Consider the following 26,204-nt stretch of genomic DNA (forward strand, 5'->3'; position numbering starts at 1 on the left):
TGTTCAAAAAGTCCGGTAAAAATGACACTGCGATTTTCTTCGTTGGCTTGTTTCTCCGCTGCTCATGTATCTAAAAGCATACATTCCGCTGCTCGAAACTGCACCGCCTAGAAAATCTTGGTCCTTTTTATCCTCCTTTTTGAACACGCATTTAGAGTACGTCAGATTAGGAGGAGTGAACATGTTTAAATGGAACTTGCGTGAAATTGTTGTCATGTCAACATTGGCCGTAGTCTTTGCCATTGTCTATTTATTGTTTTTCCAAGTCGGAAATATCATGGTTGGCTTCATGGGACCGATTGGGTATGAGCCGATTTTTGGAATATGGTTTATTGTTTCCATCATCTCAGCCTATATAATCCGAAAACCAGGCGCTGCATTTCTTTCCGAAACCATTGCTGCTTTTGTTGAGGTATTAATAGGAAACGTCAATGGACCGAGATTGATACTTTCTGGAATGATTCAAGGGTTGGGTGCGGAACTCATTTTTGCGGCCACAGGGTGGAAAAGATATTCCGTCTGGGTTTTAATGGCAGCTGGAATGGGGTCCTCCGTTTTCAGTTTTGCGTGGGGCTATTTCCTCTCCGGGTTTGCAGCACTTTCACCGCAATATGTATTATGGATGTTTATCATTAGGATAGTATCTGGAGCTTTGTTAGCGGGATTATTAGGGAAATATATAAGTGATACATTAGCAAAGACAGGAGTACTAAATGGAATGGCACTTGGAAAAGAAAGGAATAGGAGAAAGGCGGCATGAAACATTTACTGGAGGTAAGTCACTTTTCCTTTTCTTATGCTGAATCAGAAACTCCTATCCTGAACGACATTTCTTTTTCAATGAAAACAGGTGAAACGATCTTGTTGTTGGGTCCTAGTGGATCTGGGAAAAGTTCACTTGCACTATGTATCAATGGGCTTTTTCCTAGATCGATTGATGGAATAAGTTCAGGTGATATTTATTTTCTTGGCAAAAAAATAGAAGAGTACTTACCTGGGGAAGTTAATCAATATGTTGGAGTTGTTTTCCAAGACCCGGAAACCCAATTCTGTATGATGACAGTTGAGGATGAGATTGCTTTTGGATTGGAAAATATCAATTTGCCTCGGGCTGAAATGGACGAGAGGGTTAAATGGGCAGCGAGGTTAATGGGAATAGAAAACTATTTGTCTGCTAATATAGCTACCCTTTCTGGAGGATTGAAACAAAAAGTAGCCTTGGCCTGTGTCTTGGCGATGAAACCGAAGTTAATTATTTTAGATGAACCGACTGCCCTTCTCGATCCTTTGTCGACAAAAGATTTTGCAAATACCATTCAGCGTCTGCAAAAAGAATTACAGTTTTCCCTTATCATTATGGAGCATAAGCTCGATCATTGGATTAACTTTACTGATCGTTGTTTAATTCTTACTGATTCCGGGGAAATCATGTTTGACGGGCATCCTCGAAGCTGCTTCCGTTCTCATTTGCAACAGCTAAAAGAGCTGGGAATCTGGTTGCCGCAAACTTTATTATTCAAGGAACAATTCTTAACTTCGAATATAGTCCCTTTTACCGTCGAGGAACTTATTGAGACTATGGACGAAGTGCAAGAGATGATTGAAACATCAAGTCCGCATAAAGAAAGCATACTTGAAGCAAGAAATATCTCTTTCTCACGGAAGAAGATTCCTATTTTGCAAAACATTAATTTTAACATTCCAGAAGGTGCCCTTACGGCGATTGTAGGTCACAATGGTGCCGGAAAAACGACACTTTCCTATTTATTGAGCGGACTGGAAAAGCCGACTTCTGGAGAAGTTTTATTGAAAAACCGAAATCTCACTGCCTATTCAGAATTGGAGCTTAGTAAAAATATAGGGTATGTTTTTCAGAACCCGGAACATCAATTTATTACTGAATCGGTCTACAGTGAAGTGGCTTTTTCTCTGAAAATGCAAGGAATGGATGAAAAACGAATGGACGAGATAATTGAGAGAGTGCTCGCCTCGTTCAGGTTAAAGCATGTGGAACATCATCATCCCTTCTCGTTAAGCCAAGGTCAGAAAAGGAGATTAAGCGTAGCAACGATGCTTGTAGATGAACAATCTTTTATTATTTTTGATGAGCCTACATATGGACAAGATGCCAATACGACAAAAGAGTTAATGAATATGATTGAGAGCCGGATTCAATCTGGGGTTTCAGCCCTGATGATCACCCACGATATGGAGCTTTTAGATTCATATGCTGATCATGTCATTGTGTTAGTCGATGGGGAAGTCATTTTTCAAGGAACTCCGTATCAACTATTCTCGGGACCGAAAGAAGTGCTGGAAAAAGCTCAGCTCCAGCTGCCGTTAAGATATGAAGTTTTGAAACAATGGAAGCTACGGAGTGAACGTTTTGCAACTTCAATCCATTAACCCAAGCATAAAGGCATTGGCGGTCATTATTCTTGTGTTATGTCTTTCATTTGTATTTGATCCTGTGACGCCATTCATATTATGGATCTTTATTTTGACCGTTACTTTTATTTTTGGAAGGGTAAACCTGAAAAGATGGTTGCTCTTTTTTCTCCCTTTCTTTATATTGGCATTCGGTTATATATGGACAACAGCTGTATTTTTCCATCCCCCTGCGGAAATAAAGCCAGTCTCTTTAATTACGTTGAGAACTGTCGTCATCACAGACTATGGTCTATACACCGGATTGGCCCTTGGATTGCGGGTATTGTGCTTTTCTTGTTTGTCTCTTCTTTTCATTATGACAACCGATCCGATTAAATTTATTTTAAGTCTTGTCCAGCAATGTAAAATGCCCCCAAAACTGGCTTATGGTATCCTTGCAGGCTATCATTTTTTGCCTCTTTTAAATGATGAATTAAAAATTATCCGTCATGCTCACAAAGTTAGAGGTGTCAATCGTATGCAAGGGGTGCGTGGAAAACTAGCTGCAAAGATAAAATGCATGATTCCTTTACTTGCGAGCGCAATCCGGAAGGCAGAACGCGCAGCGATTGCTATGGAATCAAAAGGATTTACCGGGTCACGCAATCGGACATTTTTTCACAAAATGACAGTTTGCCATCACGATTGGATATTCTTGTGTATAATGGTTGGCTTATTTTTTGTCAGCTTGTTCATTTCCGTCTTGCTTGGAACGTTTCGGGGAATTGGTGTTATATAAAAAAAGAAAATATTTTACGACCGATATTCTTTATAAACAGTAAGCGCCATGTTTATTCTCATGTAAATGGGGCTTCTTTTTATGAAAAACTTAGATATAAAGAATTTGCAATCGTCTTGAAACATATGAATTTTGAAGTAGATATATAGAGGTTAAGCTCCGGATAAATTTTAAAAAGCTGTGTTTTTTTTAAAAATATTTTATCGTATTAATTGAAGTCTAAATGGAGGGATCGGTATGCAAACTTTTTTTCGTTATAATTGGCAGGTCAGAGAAGATTGGTATCGTTGGTGTGAAGAAGTAGCTGAAGAAGAACTGCTTCTGAACAGGACAGGTGGAGTAGGGGGAATTTTGGAAACGCTTTTCCACATTGTTGATGTTGAATGGAGTTGGATCCGAGTTCTTCAAGGAAAATCTGATTTTCAGGAGGATTTTGAGGAGTACAAAAGCTTAAAAAGAGTACGGGAGCTTGAGGCAAAATTTAAAGCAGAAGTTGAAGAATTTGTTCTAAATTGGAATGAGAGCATGGAGAATAATCTATTTCAAGATACAATGCCAGATGGACGAGTTGTCACTGACACATGGGGTGAGGTAATGAGACATGTGATTGCTCATGAAATTCACCATATTGGCCAATTGTCCATTTGGGCAAGAGAATTAGGGAAAAAACCCGTATCCGCCAACCTGATTGGGAGAGGTCTTGCACCAATTCCACAAAAAAAGTAAAGTTTTATCGAAAATAATTAAATGAAGGGGGCCAACTGCCCTTTTTTTATTTATATCAAAAGTAATATATTTTTTGTTAAAAACTTCACGTTCTCAGGGTTGTTGGAAAACTAGGAAATACCAAGGGTGGGGGCCTTTTAGTAATCAACTATCAAAGTAGAGAATAATAATTCCTATTGCCACATTGTTTTTATAGGTGTATATTCTTTTGTGAGGATATTAATTTACATGTGTAAAGACAGAGGGGTATGAACAATGGGAAAGTTAATAAAATCTCATTCTACTATTTCACGTAATAAATTGCTTGGGATTGCCGGTCTTGGGTGGGCATTTGATGCAATGGATGTCGGAATCCTATCATTTGTTATTGCTGCACTTGCGGTAGAATGGAATTTGACGCCTGGGCAAATGGGCTGGATTGGCAGCATCAATTCAATCGGAATGGTAGTAGGTGCGTTTGTATTTGGATTGACTGCTGATAGGATAGGACGTAAAAATGTCTTCATGCTAACGTTGGTCTTATTTTCGCTCGCAAGTGGATTGTCTGCATTAACAACGACATTGACAGCATTTATGATCTTGCGTTTCTTCGTCGGGGCTGGGCTTGGAGGAGAACTTCCAGTTGCATCGACGTTAGTTTCTGAAAGTGTTGAAGCAAAGGAGCGCGGACGTGTTGTTGTTCTTTTAGAAAGTTTCTGGGCTGTGGGCTGGCTAGTTGCTGCTCTTATCTCGTATTTCGTCATCCCTTCATACGGCTGGAGGATCGCACTCATTTTAACAGCTTTGCCAGCATTTTATGCCATTTATTTGCGCTTAAAGCTACCTGATTCACCGCAGTTTTCAGCAAAGAAAGAAATGGCCCAATCGATTGGACAAAACATCCGTAATGTATGGTCCAAAAAATATGTAAAAGCTACTATTATGTTATGGATTGTTTGGTTTATGGTTGTATTTTCGTATTACGGCATGTTTCTTTGGCTGCCAAGTGTAATGGTTATGAAAGGTTTCAGTCTCATTAAGAGTTTTGAATATGTTCTCATTATGACCATTGCACAGCTACCAGGCTACTTTACAGCTGCTTGGTTTATAGAAAGATTGGGGCGGAAATTTGTACTAGCCACGTATATGCTTGGTACTGCTATCAGCGCCATTATCTTTGGGAATGCTGACACAACCGTGATGCTCCTCATCTCAGGAATTCTTCTGTCATTCTTTAATTTAGGGGCATGGGGCGCATTGTATGCATATACACCAGAGCAATATCCGACAATTATCCGCGCAACTGGAACAGGAATGGCTGCGGCTGCCGGTCGTGTTGGTGGTGTATTAGGTCCACTTTTAGTTGGTTCCCTTGTGGCAGCAAAATATGACATCGGGTACGTTTTTGGGATTTTCTGTATCGCCATTGTCATTGGTGTACTTGCGGTATTGTTCCTAGGAAAAGAAACGAAACAAATTGAATTAGAATAGTTTTTGGTACTTGGTACGGTTCATTTGAAAAAGCCTAAAGCTCATAACTTTAGGCTTTTTGCAGTTTATCCCGCCTGCAGGATTTTGTTTTGGTTTCCCACAAGTATGTTTTAAAAAGGCAGTAAAGATGGAATATGTACTTGTTTATTCGGTTCTAGCCTTTATGGCGCCCCACTCTTTCGGATCTACATCTGCGATAGTTTGGGAAAATGTCCAACGATGTCCGCCAAGATCCTCAACCGTATATTGTCTTTCTCCAAACATACAATCTTTAGGTTTTCGTAGAATCCGCGCACCGCGACTGTGAGCATTTTTATAATGTTTATTCACGTCTTTGACATTTACGAGAATCTCGTGCTTAACTTCTTTCGATCGTGGGGACAGAAACTCAGCATCATCGGGTGAGTCGAATTCTTGACCTGAACGACTATCGCTCAGCATGATGGCGCCATCCCCGATGGTAAGTTGGGCATGGTGTTTTCCCGCCCGCAAACGTTCTGTGAATCCAAAAGTGCGGCAGAGCCATTCTATCGCGTCAGCCACATCATCATAGATGAGTACAGGAATGACTGTGCATGATTGCAAAGAACGGTTTGCCATTGCTGGTCTGAACATTTCTTTATCTTCCGTATGTCTGCTTATTTCGTCCATACTCAATTCTCCTTATTTTTAACAATTCTTCTTGAAAAAGGATCATTTCCTACATAATATTGATTTTATCATAAACTAAGTGAATTTTCGAAAAAGACCAAAATATTCTAATGAAAAATAACAGGGTGATTCAGCTAGCGGATGCTCTTTAACAACAATGCACCAAATACAGTCAGTCAGCAGTTTATTGATCTTCTTATTGCCAGTCCTTGATAGGAGAGAATACCATCCAAGGCATGGGACTATAAGCTCGCTCAGGGCACCACCAGGATATGTACGATATGAGGCTAGAGGGCAATGAAAAAATGCATTCAAGGAAAATCCATTTTTTCATCTTTAGTGATATTGAAAATCCAATTCTTCAAATAATTAGGTGCCATGCACTCAAACATCTCACATGTGATTCAGAATTGAACGGGGCGCCTTGCACAATTCCCACTTGAAATCCCAACTATTGTACCCCCTACATACAACCAGGCATAGGATATTACAATCAATACAGTTAGGGGTGAAAACGGAATGGGGTTATTTATTAACAATAATGACCATCCTGAAGTTTTTAAGAATAAGAAAAAAATCAATACGTCTAATCAAAAGATTTTTACAATAGACTACTTGTCGGAATTGATCGTGCAGCAAAGAGAAGCGAATGAAGTATTAACTCATTCCTTTCTCGATTTAAAAATTTTATACGAACAGCAGGAAAAAACACATTTAGAACAGTGGGCTGAAGTTGGAAATCATTTGGATGAATTGCGGGATATTCATTTAAAGCACGAAAAGTTCGAAGGAGAAGTGATTGAATGGCTTTCGAAACTGAATGATGAAAGTGCTAAAGAGAAAGAAGAAGAACTTGCTTTAAAACAAGCATGGCTTGAACAAATGACAAAATTAAATGAAACGAATTCCGAAATCGTTTACCGCTTGAAAAAGTCCGAGTCAGCCAATGAACAACTGACGTTAAAGTTGAAGGAACAGATGGATTTACAAAAGCAGATGAAAGAAGAAATTACTGAGCAAAAAGAGATACAGGAACAAGTATCTAGCAGATTGGACAATCAAGAGGCATTAACGGAGAAAATATTAAGAGAAGTTAATCATCTTCGCTCAGTGCTATTCGAACGTGCTAGCTTTTTAGCTGAGAAAATTGAAAACGGATTTAAGCTGACGTCCGCTTATGTGTATAAGTTAATGAATGGAAATGACCAATCATTAACATTGTTGATGAAACCCGAAAAAAAAGAATCCAATAAACAAGAAAGGTGATGCGTAATTCCAGCATCACCTGTTTGTTATGGTCGAGCGTAAGCAACCTTCGAATACGAGGCTTAGTACATCTATATTATTTTAAAATATCTTTATTGGAAAGGGGCAACGAAATCACTTTTCCGCCGATTTGGACATGAATATTATCTTTGAAAATAGCTTTCACGATTCCTTTTAAGGAGATGGATGAATTAACAGTTATCGTTTGTTTATCCAGATTTTCTGCCGTCATACCATTTCACGCCTTCCTTATTATCTTTGTAATAGTTACAAGCAAAAATCTTATAAAAAGCTTATGACTTTCGTGGGAAAAACATAAAGATTTTTAATTATTATAACATGAAACACAATGTAAGTTTCCAAATTTGCTTAAAAATTTCATATTAAAATTTGGAAAGGCTTTGCTCTTTTTGTTTTACCATCGTAACTATGAACTTAGCACAAGTATAGACAAAAATATAAACAAGAATACATAAAAATGGAAATGTTTGATTGCATTTATTGATGAAAAATGAATGTTTAAATATTGTTATTGGTGGTATACAACAGGAAAAACAATGATAACAGAGGATATGGCAGTAATATTATTAAAAAGTCTATGTAACATGGTGAGAGATTACTCAATGAAGGCATACACGTTTATTCATGTAGTAAACCCATTTGTAATGATGGCAAAATCCACGTACCATTATTTATAGGCGTTTATCTACTCCAGAGTTCAAACCATTCTCTTTAGATTCTTCCTACCTCAATCTGTTATATTCTACTCTAACAAACAGCCTGCTTACATGTTGAACAAAATAAGAAAAAAGGAGTTTTATTTGCTATGCGTAAATTTTATTTGATCGTGTTTACTAGTATGCTACTTCTACTTACTGCATGCAGTAGTGGAGCAAGTAAAGATAGCATAAAAGTAATAAAGTTTGCCGATGCGGGTTGGGATAGTATTCGTATTCATAATAGCATTGCGCAATTTATTATCGAAGAAGGATATGGGTACGACACGGATGTTACTGTTGGAACAACAGCCGCAACACTGCAAGCGTTAGAACAAGGTGATATTAACGTTTATATGGAATTATGGACAGATAATATTAAGGAAGTTTATGAAAAAGCAATTGAAAAAGGTAGCATCATTAAAGCTGCAACCAATTTTAATGACAATGCCCAAGGTTTATACGTTCCTACGTATGTAATTGAAGGAGATAAAAAACGAGGAATTGAACCAGTTGCTCCAGATTTAAAAACCGTAGAAGACTTAGCAAAATATCCCGAGCTTTTTAAAGATCCAGAAGATCCAAGTAAGGGGCGGATTATTGGAGCACCTTCAAGCTGGGTAGTTAGTGAACATTTGGAGACGAAAATAAAAACATACGGATTAGATGAATCATACAATTACTTGGCTCCAGGATCAGATTCGGCTATTGTTGCGTCATTAGCAGGGGCATATAAAAAAGGTGAACCTTGGGTTGGATATTACTGGTCGCCTACATGGGTAACTGCAGGATACGACTTAACACTCTTAGAAGATCATCCGTATGATGAAGCAGTGTGGGAGGAAAATAAAGGGACAGAATTCCCACCAAACGATGTGGTTGTTGCCGTTCATAAAGATTTTCCTACACAAGCAAAGGATGTGTATGAATTTCTAAAAAATTATAAAACGAGTAACGAATTAACTGAGGAAGCACTCAATTTTATGGAAGAAAATGAAGCAGAAGCAGATGAAGCAGCAAAGTGGTGGATGAAAGAGCATGAAGATATTTGGACCGGATGGGTGCCAGAAGATGTGGCCGAGAAGGTGAAGAAAGCGTTGAATTAATACATTCGTAGTTTGGGAGGATAGAACTGCATGAGCTTGCAGTTCTCCTCTTTTTAAAGGCTGCATTTTAAATTTTAATAGGAAAGGTGTTGGAGTGGCTGTTTTTTACAGCCCGAAATGATGAGTGAATTTCCTGATATACGCATACCAATTGGTCAAGGCGTAGAAAAGTTTATAGATTTTTTAGCTGAACATTTTGAAGCGTTTTTTGATTTTATTTTTGCGATAGCATCAAGCTCGATTAAAGGACTTGAGACAGCTTTACTAGCATTACCATGGTGGGTTTTCATTATTATCATTTTTTTACTTGGATGGTATTTTACAAATGTATATGGCGGATTACTATTCTCATTTTTTATGTTTTTAGTTGGCACGTTTAATTTATGGCCGGAAATGATGACTACGATAGCGATCATATTAATCTCCGTTTTACTCTCTCTAATCATCGGAATCCCACTTGGAATTATCATGGCATTTAATAAAGTACTATCGACAGCCATGCGTCCAATATTGGATGCGATGCAGACGATGCCAAGTTTTGTATATTTAATACCTGTTATCTTCTTTTTCCCACTTGGAAATGTTCCGGCCGTGATTGCGACGGTTATTTATGCCCTGCCACCAGTTAGTCGATTAACGGAGCTCGGCATTCGAAATGTGAACAAGGAAGTCATAGAATCTGCACAGTCATTTGGATCGTCAACGATGCAGATGTTAGTAAAAGTTCAGCTTCCTCAAGCATTGCCAACGATGATGGCCGGAATTAACCAAACGACTATGATGGCACTGGCAATGGCAGTCGTCGGTTCAATGGTTGGAGCACAGGGACTTGGTGAACGAGTGTTATATGCAATAAATCGTATTGATATTGCTTTAGGTTTTGAGGCGGGAATCAGTATCGTATTCCTAGCGATCATCATTGACCGTATTACCGGGGGAATTGCTGAACGTCTTCAGAAGCATAGGAGGGAAGACAAATGACGTTAAAAATGAAACTTGAAAATGTATCCAAAATCTTTGGGAAAAGAGCGAAAAAAGTCATCCCTTTAATTGAAAAGGGAGTATCGAAAAGTGAGATTTTAGCAAAAACAGGTCATACAGTTGGTGTTTACAATGCATCGATGGAAATTATGGAAGGGGAAACCTTTGTCATCATGGGACTCTCAGGCAGCGGAAAATCAACATTAATTCGCTGCTTGAATATGTTGAATCGTCCTACAACTGGGGCAATTTATGTTGATGGTGAAGACATCGTTAAATATAATACGCAACAGTTAAAAAACTATCGGCAAAAGAAAATTGCGATGGTATTCCAGCATTTTGGCTTATTTAGTCATCGTACTGTTTTGAGTAATATTGAATATGGGTTGGAAATTCAAGGGGTGCCGAAAGCGGAACGTCGTAATATTGCCCAAAATCATTTGGAAGTAGTTGGGTTAAAAGGGTATGAGGATAAATATCCTGATGAGCTATCTGGTGGAATGCAGCAACGTGTTGGAATCGCCCGCGCTTTGGCGAATGATCCTGATATTTTATTAATGGATGAGCCATTCAGTGCACTTGATCCATTAATTCGGAGAGAAATGCAACTGGAGCTTCTTGATATTCAAAATAGATTAAAGAAAACGATCATTTTTATTACCCATGACGTAAACGAAGCATTTAAAATTGGTGACCGCGTTGCAGTCATGAAAGATGGGGTTGTCGAACAAATCGGAACTCCAGAAGAAATTCTAGAGGAACCTGCGAATGAATATATTTCCGAGTTTATAAAAGACATCGATCGCTCAAAAATTTTACAGGCAGAACATATAATGGTGAAGCCATACGGATTAGTTTCGTTGAAAGACGGATTGAATGTAGCCGTTAAAGTGATGCGTGAAAACGGGACATCTAGCGCCTTTGTCGTCGATCGGGAAAGGCGGCTGCAAGGCCTAGTAACCATCGACCGCGCAATAGAAGGATTGAAACAAAAGAAAACACTTCAAGAAGTATTGGACAGAGATATCAATACGGTAAAACGTGATGAATATGTGCAAGATATTATCCCGAAAGCCCTTGAAACAAAATATCCGATTGTAGTAGTAGACGAGGAAAGTCACATCAAAGGGATTATATTGAGAGTTCATGTGCTGGCGAGTTTGATAGGTGATAATGGCAATGGTGATGTGAGTATGGACGAAACAGAAAATGTCATCGTGTAGAAGGTCGAAATAATGAGGATTTGAAACAACCTTTCAATGTGCCCGTTATGATGTTTTTTTCGTTGGAGTGGTCACAATGAGCGTGTCAAAGTGCCCCTCTGATGTATTTTTCGATGGAGTGGTCACGATGAACGCATCAAAGTGCCCGCTCCGATGTTTTTTAGATGAAGAGGTCACGATGAACACATCAAAGTGCCCTCTCGGATTTTTTTAAAATGGAGCGGTCACGATTGACGTGTCAAGGATGTAACATTCACCTAGTTCCCGTTTCGACTTCATTCACAATGCGAACATTCTCCTATTTAAATATCCCAAACTCCTTTATCCCGGTTGACAGTCTGTCCATTGTTTTCTTTATTTTTGTTCGCCGATCTGGAAGTAATGTAATTTTCGACTTGTGAGCAATTGTTTCAACGACTTCATCAATTGACATAGAATCTGTATGTATGTGCTCCTGAAATGTATCTTTCGATAAATTTACTAGTCGACCTTCCATTTGTTTATAAGCCCAGGAATTTTTTCCTTCAAGTCTCTTTTTAAGTCGTTTTTCAATTGTTTCTTTTGATGCGTATAGTGTAAAATGCTTAATTTCAATTCCATCTAATCTTAAACGACCTATGATTTGGTTAAAATATACTTCATTCGTAAGGGTCATCGGAACAATTAAGATTCCCGGATATTGTTCGGCGACTTGCTTTAATAGTTTATAGTTTGCTTCTCGCCACAACGGATAATCTTGAAAATCACCCTTCGCTATCTCTCTAGGAACATTTCTCATCAAAACATATCCAAATCTTTCTGGATCGTATACATGTGAATCCTTTATTCTACGTTGCAATTCATAGGCTGTTGTCGATTTCCCGGATCCAAACGTCCCATTAATCCATATAATCAAAAATGCCACTCCTTTTTGCCAGGGACCAGGATTGTACTGGTACCTGGCAATCATTCAATTTTGCTATAGTAATCTTTTTCGAGTATTTTGGTTGAGTAATAGAATTTCGATTCTACGATGGAGGACATATACTTTACATAGTCTTTGTCGACTTGTTCCCCATTATTTGCTGTGAATGTCCGAGTAGCTGAATTATACTTGCCCTTATCGGTTATAAAGCTTTTATTCAGAAAAGGGACGAGGGGTTCAGCATCGGAAAAAATATCTCTGCCCATCAGGAGCCTTGAATCATATTCTAGGCCTAGCAAATTAGAAAGAGTCGGTAAAATATCTAAACTTGAAGCAGGTTTTGTAATGACTTCTGGTTTCATTCCTTTTGTATATAAAATAAACGTATTTTGATAAAGTTCAAAGTTTCTTTCAACGGGATGGCCTGCTAGTTCATCGATTGTACCATCATCGAGGCCGTATGGGTAATGGTCAGCACTCAAAGCGATTAATGTTCTCTCCGCAATTCCCGCCTCTTCCAATTCACCTAATAAGTGTTCCAAGGCACGGTCTAGTTCAAGTTGTGCTGCTATATAAGCTTTGGCTTGGTCAGAGTACGGCAAATGCTCAACATATTTTTTGTTTTTCCATGAAATATAATTTCCGGTAAAAGAGTATTGCATATGGCCGCTTACAGTCATGTAATACGTATGAAATGGCTCATCATGAATGTATTCAGGTACGGTTTTCTCCATCATTTCCAAGTCGGATTCTGGCCATGTCTCTTTTACATCAAGCCCCTTTCCCAACCCTTTATATGAATATCCTAAATTAGGATGGGATATATGTCTTCCATAATAGGTGTACGTATGATTATGATAAGCCCGAGTTGAATAATCTAGTTTTTTTAGTTGATTTCCAATGACAAAAGGAAGACTATTTTTACCTGATTCCCGAAAGCTCCATACTCCACTTTTTGGTATTAAGCCTTGTAAGGCCACATATTCACCATCTGAAGTACTGACTTGCCAAATAGGGGTATAAAAATTCTTAAATTGATATCCTTCATGGGCAAGTTTATATAAAGTAGGCGTTACATTTTGATCGATTGCAAAAGGTGAAAAACCCTCTGCTGTAATGAGAATAAGATTATAGCCTTTAAATTTACCAGTGTAATCATTTTTTTTCGTAGGTTGAACGTTTGCAAAATATTGATGCATGTCTTTTACTACTTGATCCTTTTCTTCTGAAATAAGTTTGGAAAAATCAATATCCAGCACATTGTATTCCACTTTTTTTTCTTCTTCTTGCTTATCTTCTGGTATTTCTTTGGAGGGCTTACGTTCAATATTATCAAGCTCGCTTATAACTGGAGCCTTTACATCAGGAGACCATTTCGTAACTAATCTTTGGAAATCCAGTCGCATTGTAGTAAGTAATCCAAGATGTTGAACTGAAAGTAGGGGAGCGCTATTTTTATAATACAAGTCATAGGCAGAGTTCAGCTCTTTACCGCTTGCATATACCGATATCATGCCAGTGGAATAACATAGTAAAAATAAACAGAATAATACACCGCGTTTAATCCAACTGATTTTATTTAAACGAAACATTTTTTTGCCAAAAGCAATAAACATGACGATAGGAAAAAATAAAATGAGGGCAACGATAAAATGGTCGAGTAAATATTGGACAACATCCTTCCAAAATTCAAAAATCTGAGCGCTTTTTCCTAAAGAATACATACTATAAAAGGTTCGGAAAAATTGAAAATAAATCAGTTGAGAAACATATATAAAAAAAACAAGGATAAATAGAAAACTAGAAAGTATTAATCTCGCAGTACCTTGAACGAAGCTGCATATTAAATATATAGCTAATGAGTAGGAAATGAGAAAATAAAAGGATATGACGATATCCGTGTACGTAAACGTATTGAGCGTTGATATTCTAAAGATAACATCGATAAAACAAATCGAAAGAAAAAAATATATTAATAGTAATTCTTCTTTTAACAAAGCAGACACTACTTCACCTCCATACTTTTGGTGAAAAACAAATTTTGGTTGATTATTGATTTAGACGGATATTGTAAATGAAGAGTTACATTACGAAATAAAATGATCCTCCTTAAATAAAATGTATGAAAAAATGGAAAATGTATGAAGGCTTGACTCATCATCTTCAAAATATTCAAGAAAAAAATGTTTAGGATTTGGAGGGAAATAAGTTTAATGTATGGGAAGATCCAATTAGCGAATAAAACTAATTAACACCGTCCTATAAAAGGACGGTGTTAATTTATTTAGTAAAGGTTAAACTTGTATGTGGATCTCCACTTCAGGGCTCCCTTTTCGCCTCCTGGAATTTTCCCCCACAGGGGTCTGGTTCCTTCCGCTCCAATCGTGGTTAAGTTAACAACTTGCTTTAACAAGGTATAGTAAAAAATATTACAAACCCATCTTATGGTTCGCAAATTCCTTTTGGGTACGAATCAGCAAATTCCTTGGCAATGTTTGTTGCTCTCTTATTCAGCTACTTTACTCTTGCAAAAATATTTTAACTCTCGTAAAAGGTCTCATCATTCTCGCATAGCCAACGGTAACTCATGCATAATCCTTTTGATTAAGGATTCAGGCACAATCCATTTTTTAAAAATAACCAAGCATTAAGGCATTTCGTCTTCCTTAACTCGATTTTTAAAGGCTTCATGGGTGGCGATGTCTTCCATTTGTTCTGTTTGACGGGTGTGTTCTTTTTCTTTACTAAAACTATTTTTTGGAAAGTTACCTGGATGTCCTTTTTCTTTATGGTTAAAATCTTTGCCACGACTCATTTTTTTCGCTCCTTTCAATTTTTCTTTTTTAGTTTGCACGATTGCAAGGAATTTATTAGAAAAAAACCTCCTCTCGTTTGATTGAGAGGAGGTTAGCTTTAAGACACTGAAGACTGATTCAACGAATACTGTAAATGATCATTTAAAAGTTGAACGGCGAGATTTTTATTTTTTTCTTTAATCGCATCCAATATTAATTTGTGCTCTGTTATAGTTTTGTTTCTATTCTCTTCATCCATCACACGGGACACGCCTGAAAAATATTGAACGATAACATCGGTTAATTGCGTAAAGAGCTCATTATTTGTTGCTTTAATTAACTCTTTATGAAACTCGATATCTAGTTCTTTGAACGTTTCGGAATCCGTTGTTCGAGTCATTTCAAAGATAATCGTTTCCAATCCTACTAAGTGCTTTGTATCTGAGTTGGTAATTATCTGTTCAATTGCTGTTTTTTCGAGCAACTTTCTTAGTTCATAAAGCTCTTCAATCCGTTCATTATTCATTTTCCAGAAAAAAAGTAAATGATTAAAAATCACACTAGTATCATCCGTATTGACGAAAGCGCCTTCTCCGTGACGTATCACAATAATTCCAGTTGACTCCAATGCTCGTAATGCTTCCCTTACAATAACCCTGCTAACATTGAGCATCACAGCTAAATCACGTTCAGAAGGGAGTTTATCACCTGTTTTTAATTGGTGATCAATAATATACTGTCTTAAATTTTCACTAACGATTTTACTTAAAGTAAATCGTTCCTTATCTTCAATCCGTTTCAACAAAATCACAGCCTTAAATTGAATTATTCTTCCCAATCATCGAGTAAATCATACAAATGATGTAAGTGCGTCTCCATAGATTGCTTTGCTTTATCCACGTCTTTTTTAAGAATGCTATCAATGACAGATTGATGTTCTTTATATGAAGCGACGTACTGCTCTAGATCCACAATTTCTTCCAGATGATTCATATTAAAATATTCAGTAATAATGGAGGACAACTGTATAAATGTTTCGTTTCCAGTTGCATTCATTAACGAACGATGAAAATTTAAATCTTCTTTTTTAGGTTTCTCGCCAACTTTTGCTTTTTCTAAAAGAGCCTCATTCCAAAAGGACATTTGCTTAATTTTTTCTATATCGTAATGATTAATCGCAAGATCGATTGCACCGAGTTCTAAAATTATTCGACTTTCAATAACCTCTTTAAATTTTATCTTGTCGATCGTTAGGAAAGGGGATATCTTTCGCAAGATGCTTTGAATCTTAATTTCTTTTACAAATATGCCTAACCCCTGTTTAATTTCAATAATGCCCTGTGATTGCAAGGTTTTTAACGCTTCCCTTACAATGGTTCTGCTTACCCCAAGCATTTCTATTATTTCTTTTTCCGTAGGCAAGCGATCACCAGGCAGGCATTTGTTTTCGGAAATATATGATTTGATTCTTTCACTCACAACTTCAGATAATGTCTGTTTACGTTGTATTAACATTTTCGTTCGCCCCTGTCAAATTCAAGTGGAATTAGGGAATTCTTACTATCTATTATAACGATTGTGCAACAAGTGTAACTACCAAAATATTTTTTATTTTGAAAAGTGGAAGCCCCATGCCCACCTATATACTGGTCCGTGGGATGTATATCCATTGACAAAGACATAAGGACAAGGTGATATTAGTCTACATCCCTCTTCAGCCTCTGACTAGGACAAAGGAAACACGATGTGTCCGGTAGGACGAATCGATGTTGACTATCATAGGGAAGAGGAAAAGAAGTTTGCCGGGCGATAGGCGCTGGGGCTAGGCTGAAAAAGCCTATTTTCAAATCTATGCGTATTAAAAGTTTATACGTTCCTATCTTTTTTAAAAAAATGATTGACTTTTTTTGTGGAAGCGATTAATTTTATATTACAAGCTTCAAGTGGTCAGACCATATGATGAACCACAAGTTAATCTTACACGTTGGAAAAATTTTAATCAACTGGAAGATTCAAGTGGAAAAAATTATTTTCCGATTAACTGGTAAGACCATAGTATGATAGCTTCTGATACATACTATAACACAATAAATAGAAATGAGATGAATTTATGACAGCATGGGATTTGGACAAGTTTAAAGGTGTTTTTGTAGCGATGTATTCTGCTTACGATGATTCAGGAGAGGTTAGCCCGGATCGGGTAAAGAAGCTAGCTAGATATTATGTGAATTCTGGAGTTAAAGGATTATATGTCGGTGGAAGCTCTGGTGAAGGGATTTTACAAACGGCTGATGAAAGAAAAGCAGTTTTGAAAGCGGTTATGGATGAAGTTGGACAAGAACTGACAATCATTGTTCACGTTGGGGCCAACTCCACGAAAGAAAGTAAAGAATTAGCCATTCATGCAGAAGCTTTAGGCGCACATGCCATATCAGCGGTACCGGCAATTTATTATCGCTTATCTGAGAAAGCGGTTGAAAAACATTGGCAAGAAATGATCGATAGTTCATCGCTTCCTTTCATTATTTATAACATTCCTCAAACAACAGGCTTTAACTTGACGCAAAACTTGTTTAAGAAAATGGCTGCACTGGATAAGGTCATTGGAATTAAAATGTCGGGCGAAAGTGTATTTGAACTCCAGCAATTTAAAGCAAATAGTGGAAAAGAGTTCTTAGTATATAACGGGCCAGATGAGCAATATTTAGGTGGAAGAATCATGGGAGCAGACGGAGGAATTGGTGGTACGTACGGTGTTATGCCTGAATTATTCTGTCAATTGGAAACGTTCTACCAAAATGAGGCGATTGAAAAAGCTCAGGATCTGCAAAATAAAATTAACTCGATCATTACTAAACTACTAAGCTATCCTTCCTTGTACGGAGCTACTAAAGCAATTTTAAGCTTAAGGGGTATTGAGACAGGTTCACCTCGCTTGCCGCTATTACCAGTACAAGAAAATGATTGGGAAACATTGCGAGAGCTTAATCAAGAGATTGAAAGTTTAATCAAGATTTACGCATAATATTCTGATTTTTTTGCAAAGGAGGAGAATAAATGGAAGCGAAAACCAACATCGCAGAAAGAACAGTGGAGATAAAAAGTCCGAAAAAATCTACTTGGGAACAGATGAAAAGAATGAAATTGCTTTATATCATGCTTTTATTCCCAGCAATCATGTTATTTATTTTCAATTATCTCCCAATGTATGGAGTTATTATCGCCTTTAAGAAATTCTCACCGGGTCTTGGTATTTGGGATAGCCCCTGGAATGACTTTGACCACTTTAAAAGATTATTTACGGATTTTATGTTTTTAAGGGCATTAAAAAATACGTTACTTATTAGTATTTTGAAAATCGCCATTGCATTTCCAGCACCCATTATATTTGCTATTTTGCTAAATGAGATTCGTAATCAAAAGTTCTTAAAAGTGACGCAATCGATTTCCTACTTACCACATTTCATGTCTTGGGTAATTTTATCTGCGATGGTTATAGAGGTGTTTTCACCACAAAGAGGAATCATCAACTTTATCATTACGGCATTTGGTGGAGATCCAGTCAACTTCTTGGCTAGTAAAGTATTCTTTATTCCAGTCCTTTTATTAACAGATATTTGGAAAGAAATTGGGTATGGAGCCATTATTTATCTAGCAACGATTTCGTCCATTGATCCGGCGTTATATGAAGCTGCTGAAATGGATGGAGCAGGAAGATTTAAAAAGATGATTCACATTACACTGCCTTCGATTATGCCAATGGTCATTATCCTTTTTATCCTTCGACTTGGTGGAATCTTAAATGCAGGCTTTGACCAAATCTTGAACTTATATAATCCACTTGTCTATGAAGTGGCAGATATTATCGATACTTATGTTTACCGAAGTGGTTTAGAGCAATTTCAGTTTGATTATGCAACCGCAGTTGGCCTGTTTAAGAATGTAATTGGGATCATATTCATTTTGGGTGCAAATGCTATTATTCGCCGCAAAAGTGAACATGGAATTTGGTAGAAAGGGGGATGAAGTAAGTGAAGAAAAAGTTTTCTTTCTTTGAAATGTTTTTAGTAATAGGATTTGTTTTCTTTTCAATCTTAGTTTTATATCCTTTCTGGCAAACAATTGTCATCTCCTTTTCTGACCCGAAACAAGTTTCAGGTCTAGGAATGAATCTGTGGCCAGAAAGATGGATTACAGATGCTTACCAATTTGTGTTTACTTACGGAAACACGATGAAAGCATATGCCAATACAATTTTACGTACTGTATCCGGAACATTTTTAATTGTAGCTTTCACAATGTTGGCTGCCTATCCGTTATCCAAAAGAGATTTGCCGTTCCGAAATACGATCACTATCTTTTTCCTAATCGCCATGTTTTTTTCAGGCGGGATTATTCCAGATTATTTATTGGTTAAGAATTTAGGATTACTTGATACAAGATGGGCGTTAATTTTGCCATCTGCTGTAAACGTTTTTTATATCATTATTATGAGAAACTACTTCATGACCATTGATAAAGGAATTGAAGAATCCGCAATTATGGATGGGGCAGGATATTTTACGATTTTAACAAGAATTATTTTGCCATTATCCAAACCAGTAATCGCAACGATTGCATTATGGGCAGCTGTTTTCCATTGGAATGAATGGTTCCAAGCTTTGGTTTATATACAAGACGATGCCAAAAGTGTATTGCAAATTGTTGTTAGAAAAATGTTGACCGCGATGGATGTGTCACAATCTGAAAACGCGGCTGCCATTGGAGCAGGTGGCGGTTCATCCAAAAACTTGTTATTAGCTAATGTGCGTGCTGCTACGGTTATTATTTCAATCGGTCCGATTGTTCTGGTATATCCATTCGTTCAAAAATATTTTATAAAAGGGATTATGATTGGTTCCCTTAAAGGGTAACCAATCAAAAAAAGGAGGAAAAAAATGATGAAAATGAAAAAAGCTTTGATAGCAGGATTCATGGCAACAGCCCTAGTTGTTTCTGGCTGTGGTTCAAAATCTGGCAACGACAAATCGACTGAAAAAGTTGATGTTTCTACATTGCCTAAAGCTGGCGATTACTCAAAAGAATTAACATTAAAACTTTCTGGATCATTTACGAGAGGGAAAGCAGAAGATGAAAGTTATGTTCAAAAACGATTAGAAAAACAATTTAATGTAAAAATCGTTAATACTAAAGTAGATACATGGGATTCAGAACAAACAAATTTAATGGTTGCTTCAGGAGACCTTCCTGATACATTTGCTTTCACTGCAGGTGGACAAACAGCTCAAGAAATGTATGACTCAGGTTTAACTAGAACTATTCCAAAAGAAATGCTAGAAAAATATGCACCACATTATATGAAAATGTTGGAAGAAAATCAACCTGGTCCTATCATGAACTTGAAAAAGGGCACAGATAACGAATACTTACAATTAGTTGGACAATATGCACACGTAGATGGTATGGCTTGGGGCCCAACTTTACGTTTAGACTGGCTTGAAAAGTTAGGCTATGAAGTACCTGCAGATGCGAAACCAGTAGGTCCAAACGGCGGCCGTGAGAAAATTTTCTTCACAGAACATGGTTATACTTTAGATGAGTTAGAGAAAATTTTAAAAGATTTTACGTTTAAAGATCCAGATGGAAACGGAAAAAATGATACGTATGGTCTATTACCTTCTAACAACAACCTAAACTGGGCAGCTACACTACTAGGTGCTTTCCAATTAGGTAACGGCTACAACTTTATGGAAGACGGGAAATTAGTCCGTATGGAAGTATCTGAAAAGTATAAAGACTTCCTAAAGACTATGGCAAAATGGTATAAAGAAGGAATTATTGACCCTGAATTTACAACATTAGATGAAAAAATGACTTGGGAAAAATACAAAACTGGCAAAATTGGTTACTTTATTGCTCAACCTGCTTACCTTGCAATGGATGACTGGGCAAAAGGACGTGCTCCACAAAATATCGTAGAAAATGATGATTCTACAGCAAAAGTTCTTGCAACTGCACCTGAAATTGGACCAAATGGACAACAAGGTATTGCAGCATATTTACCAGTAGTTAACTTAGCAGATAGCTTCTATGTTTCTAAAAAAGTAACAGACGAGCAACTAGCACGTATTCTTCAAATCTTTGATTACATTAACTTTGACAATGATGCAAGATGGACATTATACGGAGAAATTGGTGAGCATTCAGATTGGGAAGGCGAGCCTAATAAATCAGCAATCAAAGTTCGCCCTGAGGTTACACCAGAAGAAGGCGATACTGGATTCTGGGCTTACAACTTCCGTACGTATGATAAAGAAAGAATGCAATGGTTTACTTCCGAGTACACATTAAAGTTAAAAGATGAATGGTATGCACGTGAAGATGTTAAAGAAAAAATGATCATCCGTCCTTACAAATGGGATCTTTTAAATCAAACAAATTTAAGAGAACTTGATCAACGTTACGGTGGACAACTTAAAACAATTGTTGACGAATTCAGAATGAAAGCTATTGTCGGTGAAGTTGATGTCGATAAAGAGTGGGATAAATACGTTGACAGCTGGATGAAAAATGGTGGTAAAGAAGTTCTTGAAGAATTAGATAAAGCACCATTAGTTACTGATCTTTTACAAGGTAAACAATAACAAAACTACCGTCCCGCGGTGCAAGTCACTAGCGGGACCTAGTTTTAATTGTAATGTAAATTTACTTAATAATAGATTGTGATGTCTATGCATGCTGTCGTCTAGCAAACTTCTTGTACTTTTCAAAAGATAATTTCAAAGGTCGTGAAAATTGTACATCGATGTGCTAGATACTTATGCTTTTTTGAAAAATCTAAGGCTCTTGACGCCAATTAAACAAATATAGGGAGATTTGCGACATGCCAAATATTCAAGCAGAAGCGATTTATTATCCAGGTTTTGCTGGGTCTAAAGCGTATCGAATTCCGTCAATGATTACGACAACGAAAGGAACAGTTATTGCTGGGATTGATGCGAGAATTGTGGACCAGACGGATAATCCAAACAAAATTGACATGACAATTCGTCGAAGTGAAGACAATGGAAAGACTTGGGGACCAGTACAGAAACTTGTTGCCTATGCTGGCGAAGGGTTAGATGGAGCAGCAGCTATTGATTCATCACTATTACAAGATGAAATAACTGGAACTATTTTTATGCTGTTTATGCATACACCAGGTGGCATTGGTTTATGGGCAAGTGAAGCAGGAATGGGCTTTGATTCAGAAGGTCGTAGAAAACTGTTTGATCAAGAAGGTAGTGTTTACATCCTTTTAGACAATGGAAAGGTTTTAGATTCTGAACAAAATGAAACGGACTATACTGTTGATGAAAAAGGGTACGTTTTTCAAAGCGGTGAAGCAAGAGGGAATATCTTTTTTAAAAAGGGTGTCGACCCAAATGAAAGCTTACTAGAAGCAAGAACATCTTTTTTACAAATTATTCAAAGTGATGATGATGGTCTTACTTGGTCTAAGCCACGAGAACTGAACCCGATGGTAAAAGAAGAATGGATGCGTTTTATTGGCTCAGGCCCAGGATGCGGAATTCAATTGAAGCATGGAGAGAAAGCAGGCAGACTCGTATTTCCAATTTATTTTTCAAATGAAGCTGGAAAATTATCTTGTGCTTGTATGTATAGTGATGATCACGGTGCTACTTGGAAGCGCGGCGAATCTCCGAACGATGGTAGAGAATTGGATGGAGAAATATTATCTGCTAAAACAATTTCCGAGGAGAAGCAATACTTAACTGAATCCCAAGTTATCGAATTGCCTACAGGGGAATTGAGATATTATCTTCGTAATCATTATGGTCTGCAAAGAACAGCTGTTACTACAAGTGCAGATGGTGGAGAAACATGGGGCGAAGTTACTTTCGACGAAACTCTTATCGATCCAATCTGCCAATCTAGTGTTGTTCTTTATCCTGACTTAGGTGATGGAAAAGTACGCGTCCTTTTCGCAAATCCAGCAGATGAAAAAACAAGAGTCAAAGGTACAGTGCGTTTGAGTGAAGACGGAGGAAAAACGTGGCCATATAGCAAAGTAATAGAAGATGGCTATTTCGGTTATTCCTGTTTAACTGTTCTTAAAAATGGTGAAATCGGTATTTTGTATGAGCGAGTCATTGATTATTCGGATTGGAATAGTATGGATATTCAATTTGGCACCTTTACTCTTGATTGGTTAAAATCATAAGCTTGAACCCCAAATTACAAAAGTATTCGTGCTTTTGTAATTTGGTATTTTTTTAGAAAAAAGTAGGTGGTTTATCCATGAATCCTATAATACTAAATTCACAAACAATATTAGGCGCCATCTCCCTTGAAAGAATCGGAGAATTTATTAAGCCATGGAGAATCTTTTATGAGGATCGTTATTTTTTTACTCCAGATATTCTAAATGGTCACGCAGAAGATCCCGCGGGAATTAGAATTACCTTTGAAACAAATTCGCCTAAAATAAAGGTAGAGTTTGCTCCAGCTCTAACAGAAATCGAGTTTGATGTTGTAATAGACGATCATCATTTACTCCAAACTGTAAAACTTGAGCAAGGTGAATCATCTTTTATATGTGAAAATCTATCGACGGAAAACAAAAAAGTAGAAATATATTTATCTCAACAAGAGCCAGTCTTATTGAAAAATGTATATATTGAGGAGAATGCAGAATGGAAAATCCATTCATCTTCTAAAAAGAAATGGCTCACATATGGAAGTTCAATTACTCAGTGCCATGCTGCACTGAGCCCTTCCCTAACTTGGCCTGCAATTACGGCAAAAGAATTGAACTTGAATTTAATATGCCTTGGCTTTAGCGGTCAATGTCAATATGAGCCAATGATAGCTCGTACAATTAGAGATACACCTGTAGACTTTATTTCACTATGTGCGGGCATCAATACGTATGGAGGCAATTGCTATAACAATCGTACATTCCAGGCTATTATCATTGGCTTTATTAAAATTATCCGTGAAAAGCATACTACAGTACCAATCGTTTTGAGTTCACCAATTTATGGAACGTTTAGAGAAAAAACTCCTAATCTAGTCGGATTTACCCTTATTGAAATGAGAAAACAAGTGAAAGAAATTGTAGATATTTTCAATAAAAATGGCGATGAACATATTTTCTATGTTGATGGACTAGATATTCTTGGGAGAAAATACGAGGACTTATTACCGGATGGTCTTCATCCGGATGCTGAAGGTTATAAGTTGATGGGAAACAACTTTTCCTCTGCCTTAAAACCTTATTTTCAGTGATCAATAATGAGAAAGATCATGAACAGAGGTAGTATGATGAAATTTAAAATTGATATTTTTCTGAGTCAAATTCCCAAGAGTAATGAAAATTATTTATAATGAACATATGTAAATAGATTGAATATTTGATATGCACGACCTTTACTTCCTGATGACCCTGAGGGCATAAATTTAAAACGTAATTATCAACGTAGGAGTTGAAGATATGAGCCAACAACCTTTTTTTCAAAAAATACATAAAAAATTGATCGTTTCCTGCCAAGCCCTTGAGAATGAACCGCTTCATGGATCAGAAATAATGGCGAAAATGGCTCAAGCGGCTAAAGAGGGTGGAGCAGTAGCAATCCGAAGTAACTCTGCCCAAGACGTGGCAGCGATAAAAAAACAAACTAGGCTTCCAGTGATTGGATTGGTCAAACGTGACTACCCAGATAGCGAAGTATTTATTACAGCAACTCTCAAAGAAGTAAAGGAATTGCTTGAAGTTGAACCAGATGTCATTGCACTCGATGCTACCATTCGCAATAGACCAAATGGGGAAAAGTTAGAAGATTTGGTACGCTATATTCATGATAATAGCAATACACTAGTGATGGCGGATATTGCTACAAAAAAAGATGCTGAATATGCGATTAGTTGTGGAGTGGATATGATTTCAACGACATTATCAGGCTATACAGCTGATAGTCCTAAACTAGAAGGACCTGATTTTGAATTATTGGAAGAACTTAGCAAGACTGCACCAATTCCTGTCATTGCCGAAGGCCGCATTAATACACCACAAGATGCAAAAAAGATGCTTGATTTAGGAGCATGGTCGATTGTTGTTGGAAGTGCGATTACAAGACCACAATTGATAACTAAATCATTTGCAGAAGGAATTGAAAAATGAATCAATATGTAGCATTTGATATTGGTGGAACACAAATTAAATATGGAATCGTCGATGAAGCAGGCAATATCATTTCTCACGGATTAATGGATACAGAAGCGCATAAGGGCGGTCTTTCCATTATTGAAAAAGTAATTGCTAAAGGGCAAAAAATCATCCAAGACTATTCTGTTGAGGGGATTGCGATTAGTACCGCTGGCCAAGTCGATTTCAATACAGGAACCATTGTCGGTGCTGGTGATACGATTCCGAATTATACGGGTGTAGAAATAAAAAAGCTCGTCACAGAGGCACTTGGGTTACCTGTTGAAGTAAGAAATGATGTGGATTGTGCTGCATTGGGAGAGCAATGGCTTGGTGGTCATGACGTAAATAATTTTATTGCACTAACCGTAGGAACTGGGATCGGCGGAGCGATTGTCATTGATGGGAATATGTATTCCGGGCACACGTTCAGCGCAGGTGAATGGGGATATATGTTAATCGAAGGAGAACCATTTGAAAAGGTCGCTTCAGTTTCCGGATTAATTAATCTTGCCCGGCAATTCAAGGAAGACCGTGAGTGGACAGGAAAAGAAATATTCGCATTGTACGATGAAGGTGATGCGGATATTAAACTAGCAGTCGATACATTTTTCAAACATTTAGCGATCGGCATCACAAACCTGATTTATATTTTCAATCCCCAAAAAGTAATCGTCGGCGGAGGGATAACCGCTCGTGGTGAGAGATTTTTAAAGGAAATTCAGCAGGAAGTCCAAAAGTATATACAACCATCTATTTATATAAATACTGAAATCGTCTTAGCGAAGTTATCAAATCATGCTGGAATGGTCGGTGCGGTTTATAACTTTATAAAAAGAAGACAATCGTAAAGCAATTGTTGACTTAAACTAGTAAAGTCGAGCGTACGGCTAGTAAACTCGAGTCAACGGCCAGTAAAGTCAAGCATCCGGTCAGTAAAGCTGTGCTGATGGCCAGTAAATTCGAAACATCAGCCAGTAAACCATGGTT

At 37.4% G+C, this 26,204-nt stretch carries 24 protein-coding genes; 17 read left to right on the forward strand and 7 right to left on the reverse strand.

Features of this window, described 5'->3' with window-relative positions:
* Window positions 1-181 precede the first annotated feature (181 nt).
* From KHA93_RS21530 to KHA93_RS21550, 5 genes are all read left to right on the forward strand, one after another.
* A complete protein-coding gene (locus KHA93_RS21530) occupies window positions 182-760 on the forward strand; it encodes an ECF transporter S component (RefSeq protein WP_213112593.1) in 579 nt (192 codons plus the stop codon).
* On the forward strand, window positions 757-2,406 hold the full coding sequence (locus tag KHA93_RS21535; RefSeq protein ID WP_213112594.1) for an ABC transporter ATP-binding protein: 1,650 nt from the start codon (window positions 757-759) through the stop codon (window positions 2,404-2,406). Before KHA93_RS21530 ends, KHA93_RS21535 begins: the two co-directional genes overlap by 4 nt.
* Window positions 2,378-3,169: an energy-coupling factor transporter transmembrane component T family protein gene (locus tag KHA93_RS21540; RefSeq protein ID WP_213112595.1), complete on the forward strand. Its 792-nt coding sequence runs from the start codon at window positions 2,378-2,380 to the stop codon at window positions 3,167-3,169. Before KHA93_RS21535 ends, KHA93_RS21540 begins: the two co-directional genes overlap by 29 nt.
* Window positions 3,170-3,406: 237 nt before the next feature.
* Entirely contained in the window at window positions 3,407-3,895 is a 489-nt protein-coding gene (locus tag KHA93_RS21545) for a DinB family protein (protein WP_213112596.1), read from the forward strand.
* Window positions 3,896-4,150: 255 nt separating this feature from the next.
* A complete protein-coding gene (locus tag KHA93_RS21550; protein WP_213112597.1) occupies window positions 4,151-5,365 on the forward strand; it encodes an MFS transporter in 1,215 nt (404 codons plus the stop codon).
* Window positions 5,366-5,509: 144 nt separating this feature from the next.
* Here the strand turns inward: KHA93_RS21550 and KHA93_RS21555 are convergent, their stop codons facing one another.
* Window positions 5,510-6,016: a VOC family protein gene (locus KHA93_RS21555; protein ID WP_213112598.1), complete on the reverse strand. Its 507-nt coding sequence runs from the start codon at window positions 6,014-6,016 to the stop codon at window positions 5,510-5,512.
* A gap of 519 nt (window positions 6,017-6,535) precedes the next feature.
* On the opposite strand from KHA93_RS21555, the gene KHA93_RS21560 reads away from it, so the two are divergent.
* Window positions 6,536-7,282, forward strand: coding sequence for a hypothetical protein (locus KHA93_RS21560; RefSeq protein WP_213112599.1), 747 nt, complete (start codon window positions 6,536-6,538; stop codon window positions 7,280-7,282).
* A gap of 76 nt (window positions 7,283-7,358) precedes the next feature.
* On the opposite strand, the gene KHA93_RS21565 is transcribed toward KHA93_RS21560, so the two are convergent.
* Window positions 7,359-7,514 carry a hypothetical protein gene (locus KHA93_RS21565; protein ID WP_213112600.1) on the reverse strand — a complete coding sequence of 52 codons (156 nt, stop codon included), beginning with the start codon at window positions 7,512-7,514 and terminating at the stop codon, window positions 7,359-7,361.
* A 594-nt stretch (window positions 7,515-8,108) separates the two neighbouring features.
* Between KHA93_RS21565 and KHA93_RS21570 the strand changes: the two genes are divergently transcribed.
* The 3 genes from KHA93_RS21570 to KHA93_RS21580 all read left to right on the forward strand — a co-directional run bounded on the left by KHA93_RS21570 (window position 8,109) and on the right by KHA93_RS21580 (window position 11,308).
* Window positions 8,109-9,104 (forward strand): ABC transporter substrate-binding protein, encoded by a 996-nt coding sequence (locus KHA93_RS21570; protein ID WP_213112601.1) that lies wholly within the window; start codon window positions 8,109-8,111, stop codon window positions 9,102-9,104.
* 117 nt (window positions 9,105-9,221) lie between these two features.
* A complete protein-coding gene (locus tag KHA93_RS21575) occupies window positions 9,222-10,085 on the forward strand; it encodes an ABC transporter permease (protein WP_349772329.1) in 864 nt (287 codons plus the stop codon).
* Window positions 10,082-11,308, forward strand: coding sequence for a quaternary amine ABC transporter ATP-binding protein (locus KHA93_RS21580; RefSeq protein ID WP_213112602.1), 1,227 nt, complete (start codon window positions 10,082-10,084; stop codon window positions 11,306-11,308). Before KHA93_RS21575 ends, KHA93_RS21580 begins: the two co-directional genes overlap by 4 nt.
* A gap of 298 nt (window positions 11,309-11,606) precedes the next feature.
* On the opposite strand, the gene KHA93_RS21585 is transcribed toward KHA93_RS21580, so the two are convergent.
* The 5 genes from KHA93_RS21585 to KHA93_RS21605 all read right to left on the reverse strand — a co-directional run bounded on the left by KHA93_RS21585 (window position 11,607) and on the right by KHA93_RS21605 (window position 16,522).
* Window positions 11,607-12,203 carry an AAA family ATPase gene (locus KHA93_RS21585; RefSeq protein WP_213112603.1) on the reverse strand — a complete coding sequence of 199 codons (597 nt, stop codon included), beginning with the start codon at window positions 12,201-12,203 and terminating at the stop codon, window positions 11,607-11,609.
* Window positions 12,204-12,253: 50 nt separating this feature from the next.
* Complete coding sequence (locus tag KHA93_RS21590) at window positions 12,254-14,218, reverse strand: LTA synthase family protein (RefSeq protein WP_213112604.1); 1,965 nt, start codon at window positions 14,216-14,218, stop codon at window positions 12,254-12,256.
* A 641-nt stretch (window positions 14,219-14,859) separates the two neighbouring features.
* A complete protein-coding gene (locus tag KHA93_RS21595; protein WP_213113105.1) occupies window positions 14,860-15,066 on the reverse strand; it encodes a hypothetical protein in 207 nt (68 codons plus the stop codon).
* A 59-nt stretch (window positions 15,067-15,125) separates the two neighbouring features.
* Window positions 15,126-15,845 carry a FadR/GntR family transcriptional regulator gene (locus KHA93_RS21600; protein ID WP_213112605.1) on the reverse strand — a complete coding sequence of 240 codons (720 nt, stop codon included), beginning with the start codon at window positions 15,843-15,845 and terminating at the stop codon, window positions 15,126-15,128.
* A complete protein-coding gene (locus tag KHA93_RS21605) occupies window positions 15,833-16,522 on the reverse strand; it encodes a FadR/GntR family transcriptional regulator (protein ID WP_213112606.1) in 690 nt (229 codons plus the stop codon). Before KHA93_RS21605 ends, KHA93_RS21600 begins: the two co-directional genes overlap by 13 nt.
* Before the next feature lie 595 nt (window positions 16,523-17,117).
* Here KHA93_RS21605 and KHA93_RS21610 point away from each other — a divergent pair.
* From KHA93_RS21610 to KHA93_RS21645, 8 genes are all read left to right on the forward strand, one after another.
* Complete coding sequence (locus KHA93_RS21610) at window positions 17,118-18,032, forward strand: dihydrodipicolinate synthase family protein (protein ID WP_213112607.1); 915 nt, start codon at window positions 17,118-17,120, stop codon at window positions 18,030-18,032.
* A 32-nt stretch (window positions 18,033-18,064) separates the two neighbouring features.
* A complete protein-coding gene (locus KHA93_RS21615; protein WP_213112608.1) occupies window positions 18,065-19,021 on the forward strand; it encodes an ABC transporter permease in 957 nt (318 codons plus the stop codon).
* Window positions 19,022-19,038: 17 nt separating this feature from the next.
* Complete coding sequence (locus KHA93_RS21620) at window positions 19,039-19,920, forward strand: carbohydrate ABC transporter permease (protein ID WP_213112609.1); 882 nt, start codon at window positions 19,039-19,041, stop codon at window positions 19,918-19,920.
* 24 nt (window positions 19,921-19,944) lie between these two features.
* Window positions 19,945-21,651: a type 2 periplasmic-binding domain-containing protein gene (locus KHA93_RS21625; RefSeq protein WP_213112610.1), complete on the forward strand. Its 1,707-nt coding sequence runs from the start codon at window positions 19,945-19,947 to the stop codon at window positions 21,649-21,651.
* A gap of 239 nt (window positions 21,652-21,890) precedes the next feature.
* A complete protein-coding gene (locus KHA93_RS21630; protein WP_213112611.1) occupies window positions 21,891-23,231 on the forward strand; it encodes a sialidase family protein in 1,341 nt (446 codons plus the stop codon).
* Between the two features lie 77 nt (window positions 23,232-23,308).
* Window positions 23,309-24,298, forward strand: coding sequence for an SGNH/GDSL hydrolase family protein (locus KHA93_RS21635; RefSeq protein WP_213112612.1), 990 nt, complete (start codon window positions 23,309-23,311; stop codon window positions 24,296-24,298).
* A 205-nt stretch (window positions 24,299-24,503) separates the two neighbouring features.
* Window positions 24,504-25,190: an N-acetylmannosamine-6-phosphate 2-epimerase gene (locus tag KHA93_RS21640; RefSeq protein ID WP_213112613.1), complete on the forward strand. Its 687-nt coding sequence runs from the start codon at window positions 24,504-24,506 to the stop codon at window positions 25,188-25,190.
* Window positions 25,187-26,065: an ROK family protein gene (locus tag KHA93_RS21645; RefSeq protein ID WP_213112614.1), complete on the forward strand. Its 879-nt coding sequence runs from the start codon at window positions 25,187-25,189 to the stop codon at window positions 26,063-26,065. Before KHA93_RS21640 ends, KHA93_RS21645 begins: the two co-directional genes overlap by 4 nt.
* Window positions 26,066-26,204: the final 139 nt, after the last annotated feature.

It is taken from the genome of Lederbergia citrisecunda, assembly GCF_018343695.1.
Taxonomy (GTDB): Bacteria; Bacillota; Bacilli; order Bacillales; family Bacillaceae_C; genus Lederbergia; species Lederbergia citrisecunda.